We start from the raw sequence: 17442 nt of genomic DNA, 5'->3' as shown, positions 1-17442 counted from the left end.
CGATTCGCTAACTTGAGGCACGACAAGAAAACCCGGCCGGTGCTAGGAACACCGGGCCGGGTTGTGGTCGAGCCTCGCCGTGACGGGCGGGCGACCGTGCCACTTTCCTGCCTTAGACCCAGGAAGGCGACTCATCATGGAGTCTACCTCTCCCCCCGCCGCTTCCACCGCCGATCACGCGAAAACCTTCACTCGAATCCTTCCGCGCAGGCGTCGCCTCGGCACGATGCGGGGCATCGGTTTCATTCCGGGCCTGTGGTTGCAGAAGGCGCGCCGCGAACGCCGGTTCGCCAGGATGCGCGCCTTCTGCGCCGCCACGATCATCGCCGACGCCGTCGACCCCGACGGCGGCTTCTGCTTTTTCCACCTGGACACGATGGTCGAACGCTCCGGTGGGATGCTCAGTCTCTCCAGCGCCCAGCGCGGGATCGTCGATCTGATCGAGGCCGGCATGGTCCGCAAACTCGACCCGGCACAGGCCCGGATCTTCTTCGCCCGGGAGATCGCCCGGGGACGCTCTCCGCACCGCCTGCCCTGTGTACTGGAGCTGTTGATCCCGATGGAGGACTTTCCCGAACCGGTCCTGGCCGAGATCAACGAGGCCCGCGCCGCCTTGGGGGAGGAGCCGTTGACCCGGTTCAACCGGCCCCGGCTCCGGCCGCCGCCTCCTCGTCCCGCCACCCGGAAGGCGGACGAGAAAAAGGACCGGCGAGAGAAGGAGTGGGACGAGGACCTCTGGGACACGGAGGAGCCGGAGCCGCCCTGCGAAGAGGATCTGGACGCGAGCCGGGAGAACGCTCTCGGCGAGGAGAACCCCTTCCACGATGAGGGCTCCTCGTACGAGGAGGGCCGGGGCATGGGCGATCCGGAGCCGCCCGATGAGGAGGATCCGCTCGCGCTCGAAGGGGAGCGGACCGCGGAATCGACCCCTGGTCGATCTGACATGGGCCCCCGGTCAGATCGACCTACAGACCTGTTCCCTGGTGAGGGTTTCCAGGAAGAGGAGGTCGCTGAATCCGTCCGTGGGCGGGAGGGTACAGGGCGCGCGCACCCGCGCGAGGAGCCCCCGGGCGAGGAGAAGCCCCGCGAGCGGCGTCCACGTGGGCGGGGCGTCTACGGACGGATCGCGCTCATTCCCGACGGTCTTCTACTGGATCCGCCCACGGACCGGGAGCGGCTGGAGGGGGCGGTGGAGAGGCTCACCCGGCGCGGCCTGGAGCCACGGGAACTGTTGTCCCTGTTCAGGGGGGTGGAGAGCCTACGGCGGCCCTTCCCGGCGTTGATGAGGCGCTTGAGGAGCCCGGAGTCGGCGCGGGCCTTCCTGGACGGGAGGCTGAGCACCTTCGGAGTGTCCGGGGCGCTCGACCCCCGGGCCGCGATGGAGGGGGCCGATCCGTCGCGGGACACGCCGGAGTTCGTCCTCGATTCCCAGGGCAGGGCGAACCTGACCTGTCCGAGCCATCCGAGCGTCCGCAACGTGCCCGGAGGGAGGTGTGCGGGCTGTGGGGGGCCTTGTCGCAGCACGCCGGGGGAGGAGCTCCCGCCCCCGCCGGTCGCCGACGCCGGGACCGAGGGTGTCGCGCGCGAGGCCCCTGAGGCGGTGGCCGTGGAGGAGCCCCACGAGGTCGAGGGCTTCGATCCGGACCCGGTGTTGGCCGCCAGGATGCGGGAGTCCCTGGCCCGGGGAGGGAACCCCGTTCCCGCACCGAGGGCTTCGCAGGAGGACTCGGGCTTCTCGGCACGGCGGCGGGAGATCATCGGTCGGCTCCGGGAACGGCTCTCCGGATGAGCGGGGCGACTCGTGAAGGCGTCCGTTCAGGAGAGCAGCCGACCCGGCGGCCGGCCGGGCGCTACCTCCGATCCCGGGCCTTGAGGGCCGGGTCATGTTCACGACAACAGCAGGGTGGTGAGGTGCAGCCCGCACCAGGCCGCCCCCAGGCCCGCCACCAGGTGTGCAAGCACCGAGATCAGGGCCTGCAGGCGGGCACCGGTCCGGGTGAGCTGCACGGTCTCGTAGGCGAAGGTGGAGTAGGTGGTCAGGGCCCCGCAGAAGCCGACGCCCAGCAGGGCGGTCGCCTCGGCCGGCAGCGGCAGCGCCATGACCACGCCCAGCACGAGGCTGCCGGCCACGTTCACGGCCAGGGTGCCCCAGGGGAAGTCCTCACCCAGCCGACGCTTGAGGAACAGGTCCACCAGGAACCGCAGCGGGGCGCCCACGGCCGCGCCCAGGGCCACCATCAGCGTGGTCACGGGTTCCTCCCGCCGCTGTGGGCGAGCGCCCGGTGCGCCAGAGACGAGGCGGCCCAGGCCGCCGTCAGCGCGCCGATCAGGGTCAGGGCCAGGTAGGCGAACGCGGTGAGCGGAAAGCCCCGTTCCAGGGCGGTGACCACGTCCACGCTGTAGGCGGAGAAGGTCGTGTACCCGCCGAGGAGTCCCACGCCGAGGAACGGGCGCGTGTAGGGGTTGTGCGGCCACCGGTGGACGATCAGTTCCATGAGCACGCCGATGAGCAGGCTGCCGGTGACGTTGATGGCCAGGGTGGTCCAGGAGACCCCGGAGGCGGCGTGCGGCCAGAGGAGGTCCAGTCCGTGTCGGGCCGAGGCGCCCAGGGCACCGCCGAGCGCGACCCAGGCGAGGACCGGCCATGGGAGGCCTGATGCGGGTCGGGTCATGGAATCCATCTTCCACCCGCCTGCGACCTGGTCGTCCTCGGGCGCGGGGGTGGTGTGCCGGCCCTTTTCCTCGGGGTCGGCGTGCGTGATCGCTCGGGGGCGGGCCAGGGGCGGTTCAGGGGGATCCCCCATGGTTTTCAGGCCGCCCGTGCTAAATTCTGGCCATGCGGTCAAAAAATAAGCCGGACGGTCAGAAGAGGTCCTTCATCGAGAGGGCCCGCAGGGAACAGATCATCGACGCCGCGGTGCGCACCATCGCCGAGCTCGGATATCCCAACGCCTCTCTGGCCCGGATCGCGCGGACGGCGGGGATCAGCAAGGGCGTGATCTCCTACCACTTCGAGGGCAAGGACGAGCTGATGGACCAGGTGGTGATGGACGTCTACACCGAGATCGGTGAGACGGTCGTGCCCCGGATGATGGCCCAGGACAGTAGTTCGGAGGCCCTGCGCGTCCACATCCGCGGTGTGGCCGAGTACGCGCTGGAGCACCGCGAGCGCATGGCGGCCCTGGCCCAGATCTTCATCCACGCCCGCGACGCCCGGGGGAACCCCCGCTACGGCGGCCTCCAGGCCGAGCCCCTGTACGAGGGGTTGGAGAACCTCTACCGGGCGGGCCAGGAGAGCGGAGAGTTCCGCGACTTCGACGTGCGCGTGATGGCGGTCAGCCAGCAGTCGGCCGTGGACGGCATGTTCGAGTACTGGCGGGTGCACCCCGACCACGACCTGCCGGCTCACGCGGAGCAACTAGCCGACCTCCTCCTCCACGCGATCCGGGTCGAACCGTCGTCCCCAGCCCCACCCACCACGAGGTCACCATGACATCGACCACCGAACCCTCCACGGGCGACGTCTCGCCCCCGACCCCCCGAACCCGCCTGCACTACGTCGACCATCTGCGCGTGGTGCTCACGATCCTGGTCGTGCTGCACCACGCGGCCGTCACCTACGGCAACATCCCGGTGTGGTTCTACACCGAACCCGCGCAGGACCCCTCCGGGGTGCTGCTGGACGTGTTCGTGATCGTCAACCAGACGTTCTTCATGGGCATGTTCTTCCTCATCGCCGGCTACTTCGTGCCGGGCGCCTTCGACCGCAAGGGGCGGCGCGGGTTCGTCCGCGAACGCCTGGTCCGTCTGGGCGTCCCCCTCCTGCTGTTCCTGATCCTGTTGCGTCCGATCGCGATGGTGCCGGCCTACTCCGAGATCCTTCAGGCCGAACCCGACCTGCCGTTGTGGCTGCTCTACCTGCTCAGCGTCGACCCGGGGCCGCTCTGGTTCGTCGAGGTGCTGCTGGTGATGAGCCTGGTCTACTCACTGGTGCGCCGGCTGCGCGATCGCCGTTCGGCCGTGACCGTCCCCGAAGCCGTGTCGGCGACCGGAGCCCCTTCCGAGCGGGGTCCGCTGCGCTGGTTCGTGCCCGTGCTGGTGTTCGCCGTGGGTCTGGGGCTGGTCACCTTCCTGTGGCGGTGGGCCTTCCCCGCGCCCTATTGGCCGGTGGTGGGGCTGCCCAGCCCCGGCTACCTGCCCCAGTACGTCTCCCTGTTCGTGGTGGGGATCCTCGCCTATCGCGGTGATTGGGCGCGGCGTCTGCCCGGCCGGGCCGGCCCCGTCGGGCTGGTGATGGCCCTGGTCGCCCTGGCCGCGATGGCCGTGGGGATGGCGGGGCCGCTCGACGAGGCGGCCCTGACGCCCGGCTCCTGGCAGGCGCTGGTCCAGATCCTGGTGGAGTCCTTCTTCACCCTGGGCGTGATCCTGGCGCTGCTGGTGTCCTTCCGCCGGTTCGTGAACCGGAGCGGCCGCCTGTGGCGTTTCCTGTCCGACAACGCCTTCGCCGTGTACGTGCTGCACGCGGTGGTGCTGGTGGGGCTCGGTCTGGCCCTGAGCGGCTGGGAGGCCGCCGCGGTGACCAAGTTCGCCGCCCTGTCCGCCCTGGCGGTGCCGCTGTGCTGGGCGAGCGCCGCGCTGATCCGAACGATCCCCGGTGTCCGCAGGGTGCTGTGAGCGTTCCGTGTCCGTGCGGGGCCGTCCTCTTGGAAGGGGGCGGCCCCGCCGTCGTTCTCGGTCAGGGGCGGGGAAGTGCTTGTTCGACAGGGGCACCGGCCCGCAGACGCTCGCTGACGCCCGTCATGAGGCCTTCGAACACGCGGGTGGGCAGGCCGGAGGGCAGGAGGGCGGCCCCGCGCAGCGCCGCCTCGCTCTGGGCCAGGGTACGCGGACCGGAGGTGGCCACCCCTCGGGTCGCCATGGTCGAGGCCAGCCGGGCCTGGCGCGCGCGTCGACGGGTGTAGGCGTGCTGGAGGGCCTCACGTCCCGCCCGGGTGGTGAGGTCGGCGGTGGGCAGGAGCCGGGTCAGCAGGGAGACGTCCTCCAACGCCTGTCCGGCTCCCTGGGCCAGGATGGGCGGCATCGCGTGGGCGGCGTCGCCGATCAGCAGGACGCGGCCGTGCCCCCAGCGGCGTCCGACCCGGTGTCTGCGATGGGGGAAGAGTTCCAGGTCGTGCTCGGTCAGGTGGGCCAGCAGCGTGGTGACGGGTTCGGCCCAGTCCGCGTAGTGCTCGCGCAGCAGGGGCAGGGCCCGGTCGGGGCGGTTCAGGTCGACGCCGGGGGTGTGGCGCAGGTCGATGAGCCACTGCACCAGGCCCCGGCCCGCGGGGTTGAAGCCGACCCCGCCCCGGCGGCCCATGTACAGGCGGGATCGGGAGGCCAGGTCCCGGGGAAGTGTGGAGGTCAGCCCCTGCCAGGTGGCCGCGCCCGTGGTCTCGGCCCCGGGGAGAGGGGCGGGCAGGGCGGCGCGTACGGCGGAGTTGACCCCGTCGGCGCCGATGAGCAGGTCCGCGGTGTACTCGCGGCCCTCGGAGGTGCGGACCCGTACGTGGTCCTCGCCCTCGTGCACGTGGGTCAGGCGGGCCCCGTAGTGGAGGATCTCCTCGGGGAGGTCCCGCAGGAGGCGCCGGTGCAGGTTCCGGCGGGGGACGCCCAGGACCGGGGCGTCGAAGCGGGTCTCCAGTCGGGTGGTGTCGACCGACATCAGCGCGCGGCCGCCTGCGCTGTACACGTCGACCGCCTCGATGCGTTCTCCCAGGGCGGTCGGGTCCACGCCGAGGTCCTTCAGGACGGCGGTGCCGTTGCTCCACAGGACGATCGCGCAGCCGCCGTCACGGGCGGCCGGGGCGCGTTCCAGGACGGTGACCCGGTGGCCCTGGTTGCCGAGGGCGAGCGCGGCGGCGGCCCCCGCGATTCCGGCTCCGGCGACGAGAACGTGCATGCCCACTCCTCTACCAGGTGTAGTACTACCGACTGTAGTTGCAAGGGGTGTGGAGCGGAACCCCCTCCGCGCCCCTTTCTCTGGTTCAGCGCCCCGGAAGCACCTCGATCCTGGAGACCTGCGCGTCGCGGGGACACCCTCTAGGGTCGTGGGTCCACCGTTCGAAAGGACCTTTCGTTGACCAGTCAGAAGGAACGCATGCTCGCCGGTGAGCCCTACCGGGTCGATGACGAGGTGGCCGCCGACTCCGTTCGCGCGCAGAAACTGATGGAGCGCTTCAACACCACCGCCCCCGACGACCCGCAAGGTCGCGCCGAGGCCCTGGCCGACCTGCTCGGCGAGGTGGGCGAAGGGGGAGACGTGCGCCCTCCGCTGTCGGTGGACCTGGGCTACCGGATCACCCTCGGAGACCACGCCTTCGTCAACTACGGGGCGGTCATGCTGGACGTGGCGCCGATCAGGATCGGCTCCCACACCCAGATCGGCCCCAACGTCCAACTGCTCACCCCCACCCACCCCCTGGACCCCGAGGAGCGCAAGGCCGGCTGGGAGTCGGCCGAGCCCATCACCATCGGTGAGAACGTGTGGCTGGGCGGCGGGGTCATCGTCTGCCCCGGCGTGACCATCGGCGACAACACCGTCGTCGGCGCCGGCGCGGTGGTCTCCCGCGACCTGCCCGCGAACGTGGTCGCCGTCGGCAACCCCGCCAGGGTGATCAAGAGCCTCTAGACAGGCCTCTAGACAGGCCTCTGGAAAAGGCCGTCTCCCCGCTGTGGCGCCACCGGGGAGACGGGGTTCGAGGGGAGGGTCGGCGTCAACCGGCCGTGGGGACGGCCTCGGTGTCCTCCTGCGCGGTGCCCTGGGCGAACTGGGTGCGGTACAGCTCCGCGTAACGGCCGTCGCGGTTCAGCAGCTCGGCGTGGGCTCCCCGTTCGACGATCCGTCCCCGCTCCACGACCAGGATCTCGTCGGCGGCCCGGATCGTCGAGAGCCGGTGGGCGATGACCAGGGCGGTGCGCCCCTCCAGCGCCTCGGTCAGAGCGGCCTGGACGGCGGCCTCGGAGGTGGAGTCCAGAGCCGAGGTGGCCTCGTCCAGGATCACGACCTCGGGGTCGGTGAGCAGCAGTCGGGCGATGGTCAGACGCTGGCGTTCACCGCCCGAGAAGCGGTAGCCGCGTTCGCCCACCACCGTGTCCAGCCCGTCGGGCAGATCGGCGACCAGGGAGTCCAGGCGGGCGCGGCGCAGCGCCTCCCAGATCCGTTCGTCGTCGGTCTCCGGCGCCCCCAGGGTGAGGTTGGAGCGGATGGACTCGTGGAAGAGGTGGCCGTCCTGGGTCACCATGCCCAGGTTCGCGCGGATGGACTCGAAGGTCAGCTCGCGCACGTCGACGCCGCCCAGGCGTACGCTGCCCGAGTCCACGTCGTACAGGCGCGGGGTGAGCTGGGCGATGGTCGACTTGCCCGCTCCGGAGGAGCCGACCAGCGCCACCGTCCGACCGGGTTCGACCTTGAAGGAGACCTCGCGCAGAACGGGCCCGTGGTCGGTGGTGTCCAGGGTCGCGACCTCCTCCAGGGAGGCCAGGGAGACCTTGTCGGCGGTGGGGTAGCCGAAGGTGACGGAGTCGAACTCCAGGGAGACCGGCCCCTCGGGGACGGGTCGGGCGTCGGGACGTTCGTCGACCAGGGGCTCGAGGTCGAGGATCTCGAAGACGCGGCTGAAGCTGACCAGGGCGCTCATCACCTCGACCCGGGCTCCGGCCAGGGCGGTCAGCGGGGCGTAGAGCCGGGTCAGGAGCATGCCCATCGCCACGACGGTGCCGGCGTCCAGGGTTCCGGCCAGGGCGTGGTAGCCGCCGAGCCCGTACACCAGGGCCAGCGCCAGCGCCGAGACCAGGGTCAACGCGGTGAAGAGGACCTCTTGGACCATCGCGGTGCGCACACCGATGTCGCGGACCCGGGAGGCCCGGCGGGCGAACTCCGAGGACTCCTCGTCGGGCCGACCGAAGAGCTTGACCAGGGTGGCGCCGGGCGCGGAGAAGCGCTCGGTCATCTGGGTGCCCATGGCGGCGTTGTGCAGGGTGCGTTCGCGTTCGATCCTGGCCAGGCGGGCGCCCATGCGTCGGGCGGGCAGGACGAAGACCGGGAGCAGGACCAGGGCCAACAGGGTGATCTGCCAGGACAGGGTCATCATGACGACCAGGGCCAGGACCAGGGTGACCAGGTTGCTCATCACGCCCGAGAGCACGTCGCTGAAGGCCCGTTGGGCACCGATGACGTCGTTGTTGAGCCGGCTGACCAGGGCTCCGGTGCGGGTGCGGGTGAAGAAGGCGACCGGCATGCGCTGGACGTGGTCATAGACGGTGGTGCGCAGGTCCAGGATGAGCCCTTCGCCCACGTGCGCGGAGAGCCACCGGACGACCAGGCCCAGGACGGCCTCGGTGATGGCGACCAGGGCGATGAGTCCGGCCAGCAGCAGTACGGGGCCGAGAGCGGAGCCGTCGACGATGGCGTTGACGACCCGGCCGGCCAGGAGCGGTGCGGCCACGGCCAGGGCGGCGGTCACCACGCTCAGGGCCAGGAACCAGACCAGTCGTCGGGAGTGGGGACGGGCGAAGCCGGCGATCCTGCGCAGCACCGGTAGGGAGAAGGGCCGTCGATCCTCCTCGGCGTGCATCGCGTGGTAGATGGAGTTCCACGCGGCCATTTCCATGCTCATCGGTCCCACCGATCGTTCGGGGCTCGGGTTCCCTCGAACCATAGAACCTCAACATTGATTGAGGTCAACTTTCTCATCGGCATTCCTCAAAATCCCCTTTATGGTTCTCACAGGGGGAAGGTTAGGGTTGTTTTCCGTACTCAAGGGAGGATTCATGGTGGAGATCTACCGCACCGAGGAGGCCGGCCGCCGCGCCCTCGAGCGCTACCGTCGCGAACTGGCCCACTGGCCCGTACCCGCCGACCATCTGAAGATCGCCACCCGGGAGGGGGAGACCTTCGTCCTGGCGAGCGGCCCGCCCGGGGCTCCGGCCCTGGTCCTGCTGCACGGCGCCGGCGCCAACGCTGCGGCCTGGCGAGAGGACGTCACCGCCTGGTCCGCGCACTTTCGGGTGTACGCGGTGGACCTGATCGGCGAACCCGGTCTGAGCGCCCCCGCACGGCCGGACCCGACCACCGAGGCGACGGCGCTGTGGCTGGACGACGTCCTGGACGGGCTCGGCCTCGATCGGATCCTGTCGGTGGGGACCTCCCTGGGCGGTTGGACGGCGCTGGACCACGCGACCCGCAGACCCGGCCGTGTCGAAGCGCTCTGCCTGCTCTGCCCCGCGGGGATCGGACGGGAACGTCGGTGGAGCCTGGCGGGCGCGGCCCTGTCGACCCTGTTCGGAGAGCGCGGACGCCGTAGGGCCGTGCGGACCATGACCGGCCTGGACCGTCCCGGGGATCGGGCCATGCTGGAGGCGGTGTTCGAGAACTTCTCCGACTTCCGTCCGCGCACCGCGCGCCTGCCGCTCGTCTCCGACGCCGACCTGCGCTCACTGGCCATGCCGGTACAGGTGATCGTGGGCGAGCGCGACCGGATGTTCGATTCGGCGCGGACCCTGCGCCGCGTACGCGCTCACGTGCCGCACGCCCGAACCCTCTCCCTGCCCGGGGTGGGCCACGCGGTGCTCGGCCAGACCGGCCCGGTCCTGGAGTTCCTCCTCGACCGGGCCGACGGGGAGCACCCTTCACACCCTCCTCAGGACATCGGGGATTCCTGACGGGCCGAGACGTAGCGTCGCCGATGGGTATCGCGCCTCTGACCCTCAGCCCCGGCGTTCCTCTCCCGGGAGGTGAGCACCCGAGCGGTCACCTCCTCGGGGGCCAGGAGCAACAGCCGGGACAGCGACGAACTCGTCCAGGCCAGCACACGCAGGGCCATCGGCAGGGTGAGGGCGAACAGGAGCCCGCCGACCAGATAGACCGCCAGGGTGGCCAGCGCCGGACTCTCGGGAAGCAGGAATCGGCCCACCTCGGTGTAGCCGGGGACCAGGTAGAGCGTCCAGCCCCAGAGCGGATAGAGCAGTCCGCCCAGGGCCAGCGCCCACCAGGCCGCGGCCAGGACGGCACCGATCGTCGCCGGGATCGGGCACAGCAGCGCGTGCAGCACGTCGGACCAACTGCGACCGCAGGTCAACGGGGCCAGGAGGCGGCGCGCCGTGCCCGCCCGAGCCGGAACCCCCCGATAGGGGAGTCGGACCACCGGCCGCCCGTACAGGTCCGACAGGCGTAGGCGTTCCAGGTGGGCGAACCCCCGCGCCAGGACCAGGGTCCCGGAGAGCACCGCCAGCCCCGCCAACAGCACGGCGGTACCGATTCCGAGGGCCAGACCGGCCGCGACCAGGGCGAAGGAGACGAGGGACAGGGGCAGGCCGAGTAAGAGATAGCGGGTCTCGCGGATCACGCGAACGAAGAGAAGCGCTCTCATGCCTTCGAAGCTACGTCCGGGAACGCGCCCTGTCAGGACCCCGTGCCCGAGGTTCCGTGGTGGTGCCGGCACCACCACGGAACCTCTCCGCTCCTCACCGCCGGGAACGGCCCTCCAGGTAGCGCACGGCCGGCCGCGGGTCGCGCCCGGAAGGACGTGTCGACCCGCGTGCCTTGAGGCGGCCTCTGCAACCTCACAGGGGCAGGGCGTCGACCATCGAGACGACCCCGACCCGCTGGAGGCCGTTGACCAGCAGAATCAGACCGACGATGCCGATCACCCAGGCCATCGCCTCGCGGGAGCCGGAATCGACCTTGTCCCTCAAGCGGTCCAGGCGTGGCCGCAGCCGTTCGCCGAGGACCCGGTGGCCCAGGTAGAGGAGCACGGGCGGCAGCACCATCACGAGGTTGTAGGCGGCCAGCATCGGTGCCCAGGTGTGCGCGGCCAGACCGGCGGTGCCCATGATGCCGATCGCGCCGAGGTAGGGCAGCGCGGTCCCGGCCTCCAGCAGGCCGGTGGCCAGCCCCAGCCCGATCATCGTGGTGGTGCGCAGGGAGGTGGGGCGGCGGCGTTCGGTTCTCTTGGTCGGCATGATCCACGAGTAGGCGAACAGGGCGGCGCCCAGGACGAGCATGGCCCAGCCGGCGACGGGGTGTTCGGTCAGGCCGGCCAGGCGGGGCAGGAGCGCGCCGAGTCCGAGCATGAGGGCGCAGCCCAGGGTGAAGTAGAACAGGGCGACGGTGCCCAGGTAGACGAAGAGCGGGCCCCGCCGAGCAGGACGAAGAGTGAGACGCCCAGGGTGGTGGGGCTCAAGGTGTCCAGCAGCGCCAGTCCGGCGACCGGGATCAAGACGTCCAGGGGAGGCATCGGGACTCCTATTTAGCACGAGTGTGTGAAATAAAATAACACAGCTGTGCTAAAAAAGGGGCATGCCGAAGATCGTCGACCACGAGGAACGCCGCCGCTCCCTCGCCGAGGCCCTGTGGCGGGTGATCGCCGAGTCCGGACCGAGGGCGGTCTCCCTCCGCGGCGTCGCCGCCGAGGCGGGCCTGTCCACCGGCGCCCTGCGCCACTACTTCCAGACCCGCGACGACCTGCTCGCCTTCGCCCTGGACCTGTCCGAGGCCCGCGTGATCGAGCGCATGCGCGAACACTCCGAGACCTTCGACCCCGAGGCGCCCATGGTCGACCGGGTCCTGGGCTTCGCCGAGCAGATGCTGCCCCTGGACGAGACCCGCCGGGCCGAGTACCGCGCCTGGGAGGCCACCGGAGACCCCGACTTCCTCGACCCCCGGCTGGAGGAGCGCTGGCATCGACAGCGTTCGCTCTATCGACGGCTCGTCGCCGCCCTGGCCGACCTGCCGCCCCTGGAGGACCCCACCCGGGTCCAGTCCGACCCCTGGCTGGAGACCTGGTCGGAGTACCTGCACACCTTCGTCGACGGGATCTCCCTCCAACTCATGACCAACCCCGAACAGATCACCCCCGAGGTGGCCCGGAGCCGCCTGCGCGCCTTCCTCGTCCACATCGAGTCGCTGCGAGCTCACGACCGGGGCCGGGACTGAGGGCCTCCTCGACCACCATGGGCGCGCGCGAGTGCCGTGACGGCGGACATACTCTGGGACAGAACGGACACAAGAGGGAGACGCGCGTGACCACCACCCCGAACGCCGAGGAGACGGTGTTCCCGGCCTCCGGCATCGACTTCCGGAACGCGGTCGAAGCCGACGTCCCCGCCCTGGTCGACCTGGTCAACTCCTGCTATCGGGGAGAGAGCTCCGAACAGGGATGGACCACCGAGGCCCACCTCCTGGACGGACAGCGGATGGACGCCGACGGTATGAGCGATCTGCTCTCCCGGAGCAACACCCTCGTCCTGCTGGGGGAGCGGGACGGGGAGATCATCACCTGCTGCGAACTCCAGCGCGGCGTCAACGGGGCCTACTTCGGGATGTTCTCCGTCCGCCCCGACCTCCAGGGCGCGGGGCTGGGACGGATCGTACTGGCCGAGGCCGAACGGACGGCCGCCCGCGTATGGGGCAGCGGGTTGATGCGGATGAAGGTGCTCAAGCAGCGCACCGAACTGATCGCCTGGTACGAGCGGCGAGGCTACACCTCCACCGGCCGGATCGAGCCCTTCCCCTACGGCGACGAGGCCTTCGGGCTCCCCAAGCGCGACGATCTGGCCTTCGTCGAACTCACCCGCGAACTGCCCCGCTGAGCCGGACCGAGGTCGACCGACCGGTCAGGACTCAGCCCCGTTCCAGGTTGGCCGACATCCGCTCCAGCACGTCGACGGTGATCCGGTACTCCTCGTCCGAGATCCCCTCGGTGAGACGCTCGCGCGCCTCACGCACCCGCTCCAGCAGGGCGTCGTGGATCCGATCCCCCTCGGGGGTGGTCTCCAGGGGGTCCCGGCCGCTCACCCAGCCACGACCGCGCAGCGCCTCCACCTCGGGGGCGACCGTGCTCTCGTCCTCGTCCAGGAACGGGCTCAGCCGACGATCCAGCTCCGCGACGGTGCCCGGTTCGTTGCGCAGCGAGTTGAGCACCTGCCACCGGCGCCGCCCCAACGACTCCTCGGCCAGGGTCCGGTCGAGGTCGTTCTCCAACAAACGGTCCAGGTGCTTGAGCCAGTAGCCGATCGGCAGGTCGGACATGGTGGCCTCCGGTGAACATCGGTGTCCGCAACGGCGTCGACACGACGCTATATCGTCGCGGTCGACCATGACCGCAGGTCGGCGCCGGTGTCGCGGTCCGGCGGGCCGCCTCCGTCGCCCGGGGCCGTGCCGCTCAGAGGTCGTCGTGGACCAGGGCGCGGACGTACTCCATCAGCCGCGCGGTCCCCTCCAGGTCGCCCACCAGGACGATCTTGACCCGGCCCCGCTCAGGGTCGCGCACCACCTGGGCGTGGACCCGGGAGGCGTTCTCGGAGACACCGATACCGGCCGAGGTCACCAGGGTGCTCAACCGGTCGGCCGTGGCGGCGTCGACGTCGTCGATCTGGAGGACGGTGGAGGCCTCCACGCGCGGCCGCGTGCGGCGCTCCTCCTCATCGCCGTCGGGGGAGCCTCCGGTGAAGTCGACCAGATCCTTGCGGTGGATCCGGTACTGCTTGCCGATCCTGGTCGCCGGAAGCCGCCCCTCGCGCACATAGGCGCGCACGGTCTTGACGTGCAGGCCCAGGAGTTCCGCGACCTGATCCACCGAGTAGTACTGCCTGGTCACGCACGCACCTCCGAGAACATCCCTGATCCTCCCCAACGCTACCCCCGGTGCACCGGGAACCGGCACTCCAGGGAGTGTGCTCAAGGGTGTCGGTCGGTCATGGCGGTGGACGCGCCGCTCCGCTTCGCCCCGAAGGGCCGGGCCAGCCCCAGCCACACGATCAGGTAGCCCCACAGCACCACCGGAACGAGGGTCCAGTCGGTGTAGACCGTCCGTTCCGGTGCGTACAGCACGCCCAGGACGATCCCCGGGGCCAGGGCGATCAGCGCGAGCGTCCACGGGAAGGCCGCCCCCATCAGGCGCAGCAGACGGACCAGCCCCCACAGGGCCAGGGTCGGAAGGAGGAGGGCCGCGGCGGCCAGGAGCCAGGATCCGGCCAGGGCGCCGGTCGTCCCTCCGAAGAGGATCCAGCCCAGCGCGAACATCGCGCAGAAGGCGAGTCCGGGGGCCAGGGCCCCCACCGCGGCCGCGCCGACCGGGGGTCCCCAGAGGAGCACGTGGGCGGGCCCGGGGCGGAGGGAGCCTTCGGGGTCATCGCTCATAGAGGTCATGTCCCCGTTCTTCCCATCATGAGGGGATCAAGCCTCGAAACCCGTCTCGGTGCAGAAGGACGCAGTCCCCGCACTTCCCGCCGTTCGGGACCCGGTAGTAGAGACAGCAGGTGGTCCGGCGGAACACCGGACGTCCGTGCCCGTCGGCCTCCGTGTGGCCACCGCCGCCCTTCAGGGAGGGCCCCTCCAACAGCCGGCGCGCGACCGCCTCGACGACCTCGCGACGCTCCGGCCGGGCCTCGGCCAGGGCGCGGGCCGCTCCGGCCAGCGACGAGGAGGTGTTGCCGTTCAGCAGCCGGGGAGAGATCCGACCGACCTCGCGCAGCGCGTGGACGACGCGGGACAGCCCGGCCAGGGCGGTCGCCTCCACCCAGGCGGCGATCGCCTCGGGGGAGCGCTCGGGGAGCGGCCCGGCCTCGTGGTCGATCGTGCGCAGGGTCATGGGTCCGTCGTGGCCGGTCCGCAGGAAGAGGTGGAACGGGTCCATGCGGACCCCGTACAGGATCGCGGCGGCCAGGACGGGGGAGAGCACCCGGGAGGACAGGCTCTGGTGGAACAGGGAGGCGGCCACCCGCCACTCCACGTCCTCGGGGCGCCCTCCGAAACGCGCGGCGATCCTGGCGCGGACCCCCTCCACCTCGGCGGCCAGGCGCGGCCCGGTCGGTTCGCCGCGCATCACCGGCTCCCAGCCCGGTCCGGGAGGCGCGCTCTCCAGGGCGAAGAACGTGTTGATCCGGCCGAGGTCGGCCAGGAGCGAGGCCATCGGCACCGAGCCGGGTTCCCTTCGGTGGGCGCTCAGGAAGTAGTCCAGGTCGGCGCGCGGCGTGAACCCGGCCGCCCGGGCGGCCCGCTCCAACCTCTCTCCGGACAGCGGATACCCCTCCAAGAGGCAGGGGTCGGCCTCCAGGTCCTCCGGGTCGACCAGCGCCTCGACCTCCCCGGCGCGGATCGGGCTCCGCTGGTACAGGCCCTCATCGGGCCCGAAGCCCTCGATCTCCCGTCGAACGTCGCAGCCGCAGTCCACGTCTCTCCTTCCGCCGCTCCGCCTCGGCCGAGGCCCGCTCCGCGACCCTACTTCGAGGACGCGAGGCCGGGTAGTGCCAGCACCACCCGTCACTCTCGTGCTGAGGGCATCGTCGGTGACCGCGCCACGGCCCTAGATTGGAACCCGTGAGCGGCGCGGAGAGATCGGAGGCGGGCACGCGGGCCGGACGATGGCCGCGCGCCTCGGTCGACGTGCCCTTCCTCGAGGAGAGTCGGGGCTACACCTGGCGGGCGCGGCTGGTCGAGGTCCTGCATCTGATGACCTCCCTGGCGTTGGCGCTGTTCTACCTCTTCCCGGCCTGTCTGCTGGTCGCCTCGATCACCTGGGTGGGGGTGGCGCTCTACGCCCCCTTCGGAAGAACGGCACCGGAGAGCCCGCCGGAGCGGGTGTTGACCGACGTCCTGGTGTTCATGGTCGTGTTCCCGGTGGTCGCCACCCTGCTGGCCAGGCTGGCCTGTTCCGTCCAGCGGGTCCGTCTGGCCAACGTGTTCGGGATCGTGGAGGCCCATACCCCCGACCCGATGGCCCGCTCCAACCGGTGGGCGCGAGGCTGGAACTTCGTCTTCGGCCGTGAGGCCTGGTCGATGGTGGTCCACAGCACCGCCGCCGGCCTGCACGGACTGGTCGTCGGAGGCCTGGTGGTCGTGCTGGTGGTGTGCGGGAGCGCCGCCGCCCTGGGAGCGCTGTTCGGCCTGGTCTACGTCCTGGCCCAGGGGGCCCGGCCCGTGGAACTGGTGGGTCCCCTGGGGTTGATGCTGTTCGGCCCGGTGTTCGTGCTCTTGGGCCTGAAAGCGGCCCCGGCCGTGGTCTCCTTCGAGGTGCTGTTGATGCGCGCCCTGCTGTTCGACGCCCCCGAGGTGCGTATGCGCCGCCGGCTCCTGCACGTCCAGGACAGCCGCCAGCGCATGGTGGACGCGGCCGAGGCCGAACGTCGCCGGATCGAACGCGACCTGCACGACGGAGCCCAGCAACGTCTGCTCGCCCTGACCTTGACCCTCACCCGGGCCCGCTCCCGGATGGACCGCGACCCCGAGGGCGCGCGCGAACTCATCGCCGAGGCCCAGCGCGAGTCCAAGGAGGTCATGACCGAGTTGCGTCAGGTCGCCCGAGGGCTGCACCCCCGGGTCCTGACCGACCACGGTCTGGGGGCCGCCCTGCCGGTGGCGATCGGACGCTCCCCGATCCCGGTCCGGCTGGACATGAGGATGTCCGAGCGGCCGTCGGGGCGCGCGGAGGGGGTGGCCTACTACGTGGTCACCGAGGCGTTGACCAACGTCGCCAAGCACGCCCGGGCCACCGAGGTGCTCGTGGTGGTCGAACGCCGCCGGGGACCGCGCGAGGACCTGCTGCTGGTGACCGTCACCGATGACGGCGTCGGAGGCGCCGACCCCGAACGCGGCACCGGCCTGTACGGGCTGTGGGACCGGGTCGACGCCGTCGACGGGGTGTTGAACGTTCGTGGCCCCGAGGACGGCGGGACCGTCCTGACCGCCGAGATCCCCTGGAGGGCGTGACCGTGACCAGTGCCGACGTCGACCGGAACGGGCCGAGCGTGATCATCGCCGAGGATTCGGTGCTGTTGCGCAGCGGGATGGTCCGGCTCCTGGAGGACGCCGGGGTGGAGGTCCTGGCGTCGGTCGGCGACGCCGAGGCCCTGCTCCGAGCCGTGGCCGAACACCCCCACGTGGACCTGTGCCTGGTGGACATCCGCATGCCGCCCACCTACTCGGAGGAGGGCATCAAGGCCGCCGTGCGGATCCGCGAGACCCACCCCGACGTGGCGGTGCTGCTGCTCTCCCAGCACGTGGTGAGCCGCTACGCCGCCGAACTGTTGGGCGGCGGGGCCTTCAAGGTCGGCTACCTGCTCAAGGACCGGGTCGCCGACATCGAGGAGTTCCTCGACGTGCTGCGGCGGGTGGCCGGCGGCGGCGCCGCGATCGACCCCGAGGTGGTGACCCAGCTGCTCAGCCGTCGAAGGGACCAGGCCTTGGAGCGACTCACCCCTCGGGAGACCGAGGTGCTGGAGGTGATGGCCGAGGGGTTGAACAACGCGGGCATCGCCGACCGGCTCACCATCACCGAGCGGGCGGTGGAGAAGCACATCCGCTCCATCTTCCTCAAGCTCGACCTGGGTCAGGACGACCACGACCATCGCAGGGTCCAGGCCGTGCTGCGCTACCTGCGCGGCTCGGCCGAGGACTGAGGAACCGAA

The 17442-nt window shown here is 71.0% G+C and carries 18 protein-coding genes and 1 pseudogene; 9 read left to right on the top strand and 10 right to left on the bottom strand.

The features are described from left to right. Positions 1-226 precede the first annotated feature (226 nt). Complete coding sequence (locus tag D451_RS27045) at positions 227-1789, top strand: hypothetical protein (protein ID WP_017534888.1); 1563 nt, start codon at positions 227-229, stop codon at positions 1787-1789. Positions 1790-1887: 98 nt separating this feature from the next. On the opposite strand, the gene crcB is transcribed toward D451_RS27045, so the two are convergent. Beyond that, on the bottom strand, positions 1888-2250 hold the full coding sequence (gene crcB, locus D451_RS0113960) for a fluoride efflux transporter CrcB (RefSeq protein WP_017534887.1): 363 nt from the start codon (positions 2248-2250) through the stop codon (positions 1888-1890). Next, positions 2247-2672 carry a fluoride efflux transporter FluC gene (locus D451_RS0113955; protein WP_152472878.1) on the bottom strand — a complete coding sequence of 142 codons (426 nt, stop codon included), beginning with the start codon at positions 2670-2672 and terminating at the stop codon, positions 2247-2249. Before D451_RS0113955 ends, crcB begins: the two co-directional genes overlap by 4 nt. 164 nt (positions 2673-2836) lie before the next feature. Between D451_RS0113955 and D451_RS0113950 the strand changes: the two genes are divergently transcribed. Together D451_RS0113950 and D451_RS0113945 are read left to right on the top strand one after the other, a co-directional pair. Further along, positions 2837-3493, top strand: a complete 657-nt coding sequence (locus D451_RS0113950; RefSeq protein ID WP_014913203.1) for a TetR/AcrR family transcriptional regulator — start codon at positions 2837-2839, stop codon at positions 3491-3493. After that, entirely contained in the window at positions 3490-4674 is a 1185-nt protein-coding gene (locus D451_RS0113945; protein ID WP_017534885.1) for an acyltransferase family protein, read from the top strand. The genes D451_RS0113950 and D451_RS0113945 overlap by 4 nt, the downstream gene beginning before the upstream one ends. 61 nt (positions 4675-4735) lie before the next feature. Here the strand turns inward: D451_RS0113945 and D451_RS26525 are convergent, their stop codons facing one another. Continuing rightward, entirely contained in the window at positions 4736-5938 is a 1203-nt protein-coding gene (locus D451_RS26525; protein WP_017534884.1) for an FAD-dependent oxidoreductase, read from the bottom strand. A gap of 198 nt (positions 5939-6136) precedes the next feature. On the opposite strand from D451_RS26525, the gene D451_RS0113935 reads away from it, so the two are divergent. Then, positions 6137-6667 (top strand): sugar O-acetyltransferase, encoded by a 531-nt coding sequence (locus D451_RS0113935; RefSeq protein ID WP_017534883.1) that lies wholly within the window; start codon positions 6137-6139, stop codon positions 6665-6667. A gap of 85 nt (positions 6668-6752) precedes the next feature. Here D451_RS0113935 and D451_RS0113930 read toward each other — a convergent pair whose 3' ends face one another. After that, positions 6753-8654 (bottom strand): ABC transporter ATP-binding protein, encoded by a 1902-nt coding sequence (locus D451_RS0113930; protein ID WP_017534882.1) that lies wholly within the window; start codon positions 8652-8654, stop codon positions 6753-6755. A gap of 154 nt (positions 8655-8808) precedes the next feature. Here D451_RS0113930 and D451_RS0113925 point away from each other — a divergent pair, with 154 nt between their 5' ends. Continuing rightward, positions 8809-9699, top strand: coding sequence for an alpha/beta fold hydrolase (locus D451_RS0113925; RefSeq protein ID WP_017534881.1), 891 nt, complete (start codon positions 8809-8811; stop codon positions 9697-9699). On the opposite strand, the gene D451_RS0113920 is transcribed toward D451_RS0113925, so the two are convergent. Both D451_RS0113920 and D451_RS26520 read right to left on the bottom strand, forming a co-directional pair. Then, on the bottom strand, positions 9678-10406 hold the full coding sequence (locus D451_RS0113920; RefSeq protein ID WP_036568102.1) for a sensor domain-containing protein: 729 nt from the start codon (positions 10404-10406) through the stop codon (positions 9678-9680). The genes D451_RS0113925 and D451_RS0113920 overlap by 22 nt on opposite strands. A gap of 193 nt (positions 10407-10599) precedes the next feature. After that, positions 10600-11273, bottom strand: a pseudogene (locus tag D451_RS26520) (GAP family protein). A 62-nt stretch (positions 11274-11335) separates the two neighbouring features. Between D451_RS26520 and D451_RS0113910 the strand changes: the two are divergent. Together D451_RS0113910 and D451_RS0113905 are read left to right on the top strand one after the other, a co-directional pair. Continuing rightward, the gene (locus D451_RS0113910) at positions 11336-11971 is read left to right on the top strand and encodes a TetR/AcrR family transcriptional regulator (protein ID WP_017534879.1); all 636 of its coding nucleotides are present in this window, start codon (positions 11336-11338) and stop codon (positions 11969-11971) included. Between the two features lie 86 nt (positions 11972-12057). Beyond that, a complete protein-coding gene (locus D451_RS0113905) occupies positions 12058-12627 on the top strand; it encodes a GNAT family N-acetyltransferase (RefSeq protein ID WP_017534878.1) in 570 nt (189 codons plus the stop codon). 31 nt (positions 12628-12658) lie between these two features. Here D451_RS0113905 and D451_RS0113900 read toward each other — a convergent pair whose 3' ends face one another. From D451_RS0113900 to D451_RS0113885, 4 genes are all read right to left on the bottom strand, one after another. Continuing rightward, the gene (locus D451_RS0113900) at positions 12659-13066 is read right to left on the bottom strand and encodes a MarR family winged helix-turn-helix transcriptional regulator (RefSeq protein ID WP_014910430.1); all 408 of its coding nucleotides are present in this window, start codon (positions 13064-13066) and stop codon (positions 12659-12661) included. A gap of 133 nt (positions 13067-13199) precedes the next feature. Further along, positions 13200-13634, bottom strand: a complete 435-nt coding sequence (locus tag D451_RS0113895) for a helix-turn-helix domain-containing protein (RefSeq protein WP_017534877.1) — start codon at positions 13632-13634, stop codon at positions 13200-13202. Between the two features lie 80 nt (positions 13635-13714). Then, on the bottom strand, positions 13715-14185 hold the full coding sequence (locus tag D451_RS0113890; RefSeq protein ID WP_014913111.1) for a hypothetical protein: 471 nt from the start codon (positions 14183-14185) through the stop codon (positions 13715-13717). Positions 14186-14201: 16 nt separating this feature from the next. Then, the gene (locus D451_RS0113885; protein WP_017534875.1) at positions 14202-15209 is read right to left on the bottom strand and encodes a (2Fe-2S)-binding protein; all 1008 of its coding nucleotides are present in this window, start codon (positions 15207-15209) and stop codon (positions 14202-14204) included. 146 nt (positions 15210-15355) lie between these two features. Between D451_RS0113885 and D451_RS0113880 the strand changes: the two genes are divergently transcribed. After that, positions 15356-16744 carry a sensor histidine kinase gene (locus D451_RS0113880; protein ID WP_193789611.1) on the top strand — a complete coding sequence of 463 codons (1389 nt, stop codon included), beginning with the start codon at positions 15356-15358 and terminating at the stop codon, positions 16742-16744. Further along, positions 16732-17433: a response regulator transcription factor gene (locus D451_RS0113875; protein WP_026125060.1), complete on the top strand. Its 702-nt coding sequence runs from the start codon at positions 16732-16734 to the stop codon at positions 17431-17433. Before D451_RS0113880 ends, D451_RS0113875 begins: the two co-directional genes overlap by 13 nt. The last annotated feature ends 9 nt before the right edge of the window (positions 17434-17442 follow it).

The organism is Nocardiopsis alba DSM 43377 (genome assembly GCF_000341225.1).
GTDB lineage: Bacteria > Actinomycetota > Actinomycetes > Streptosporangiales > Streptosporangiaceae > Nocardiopsis > Nocardiopsis alba.
Note: the sequence above shows the minus strand (reverse complement) of the source record. Positions and strands in the feature narration are given on the sequence as shown.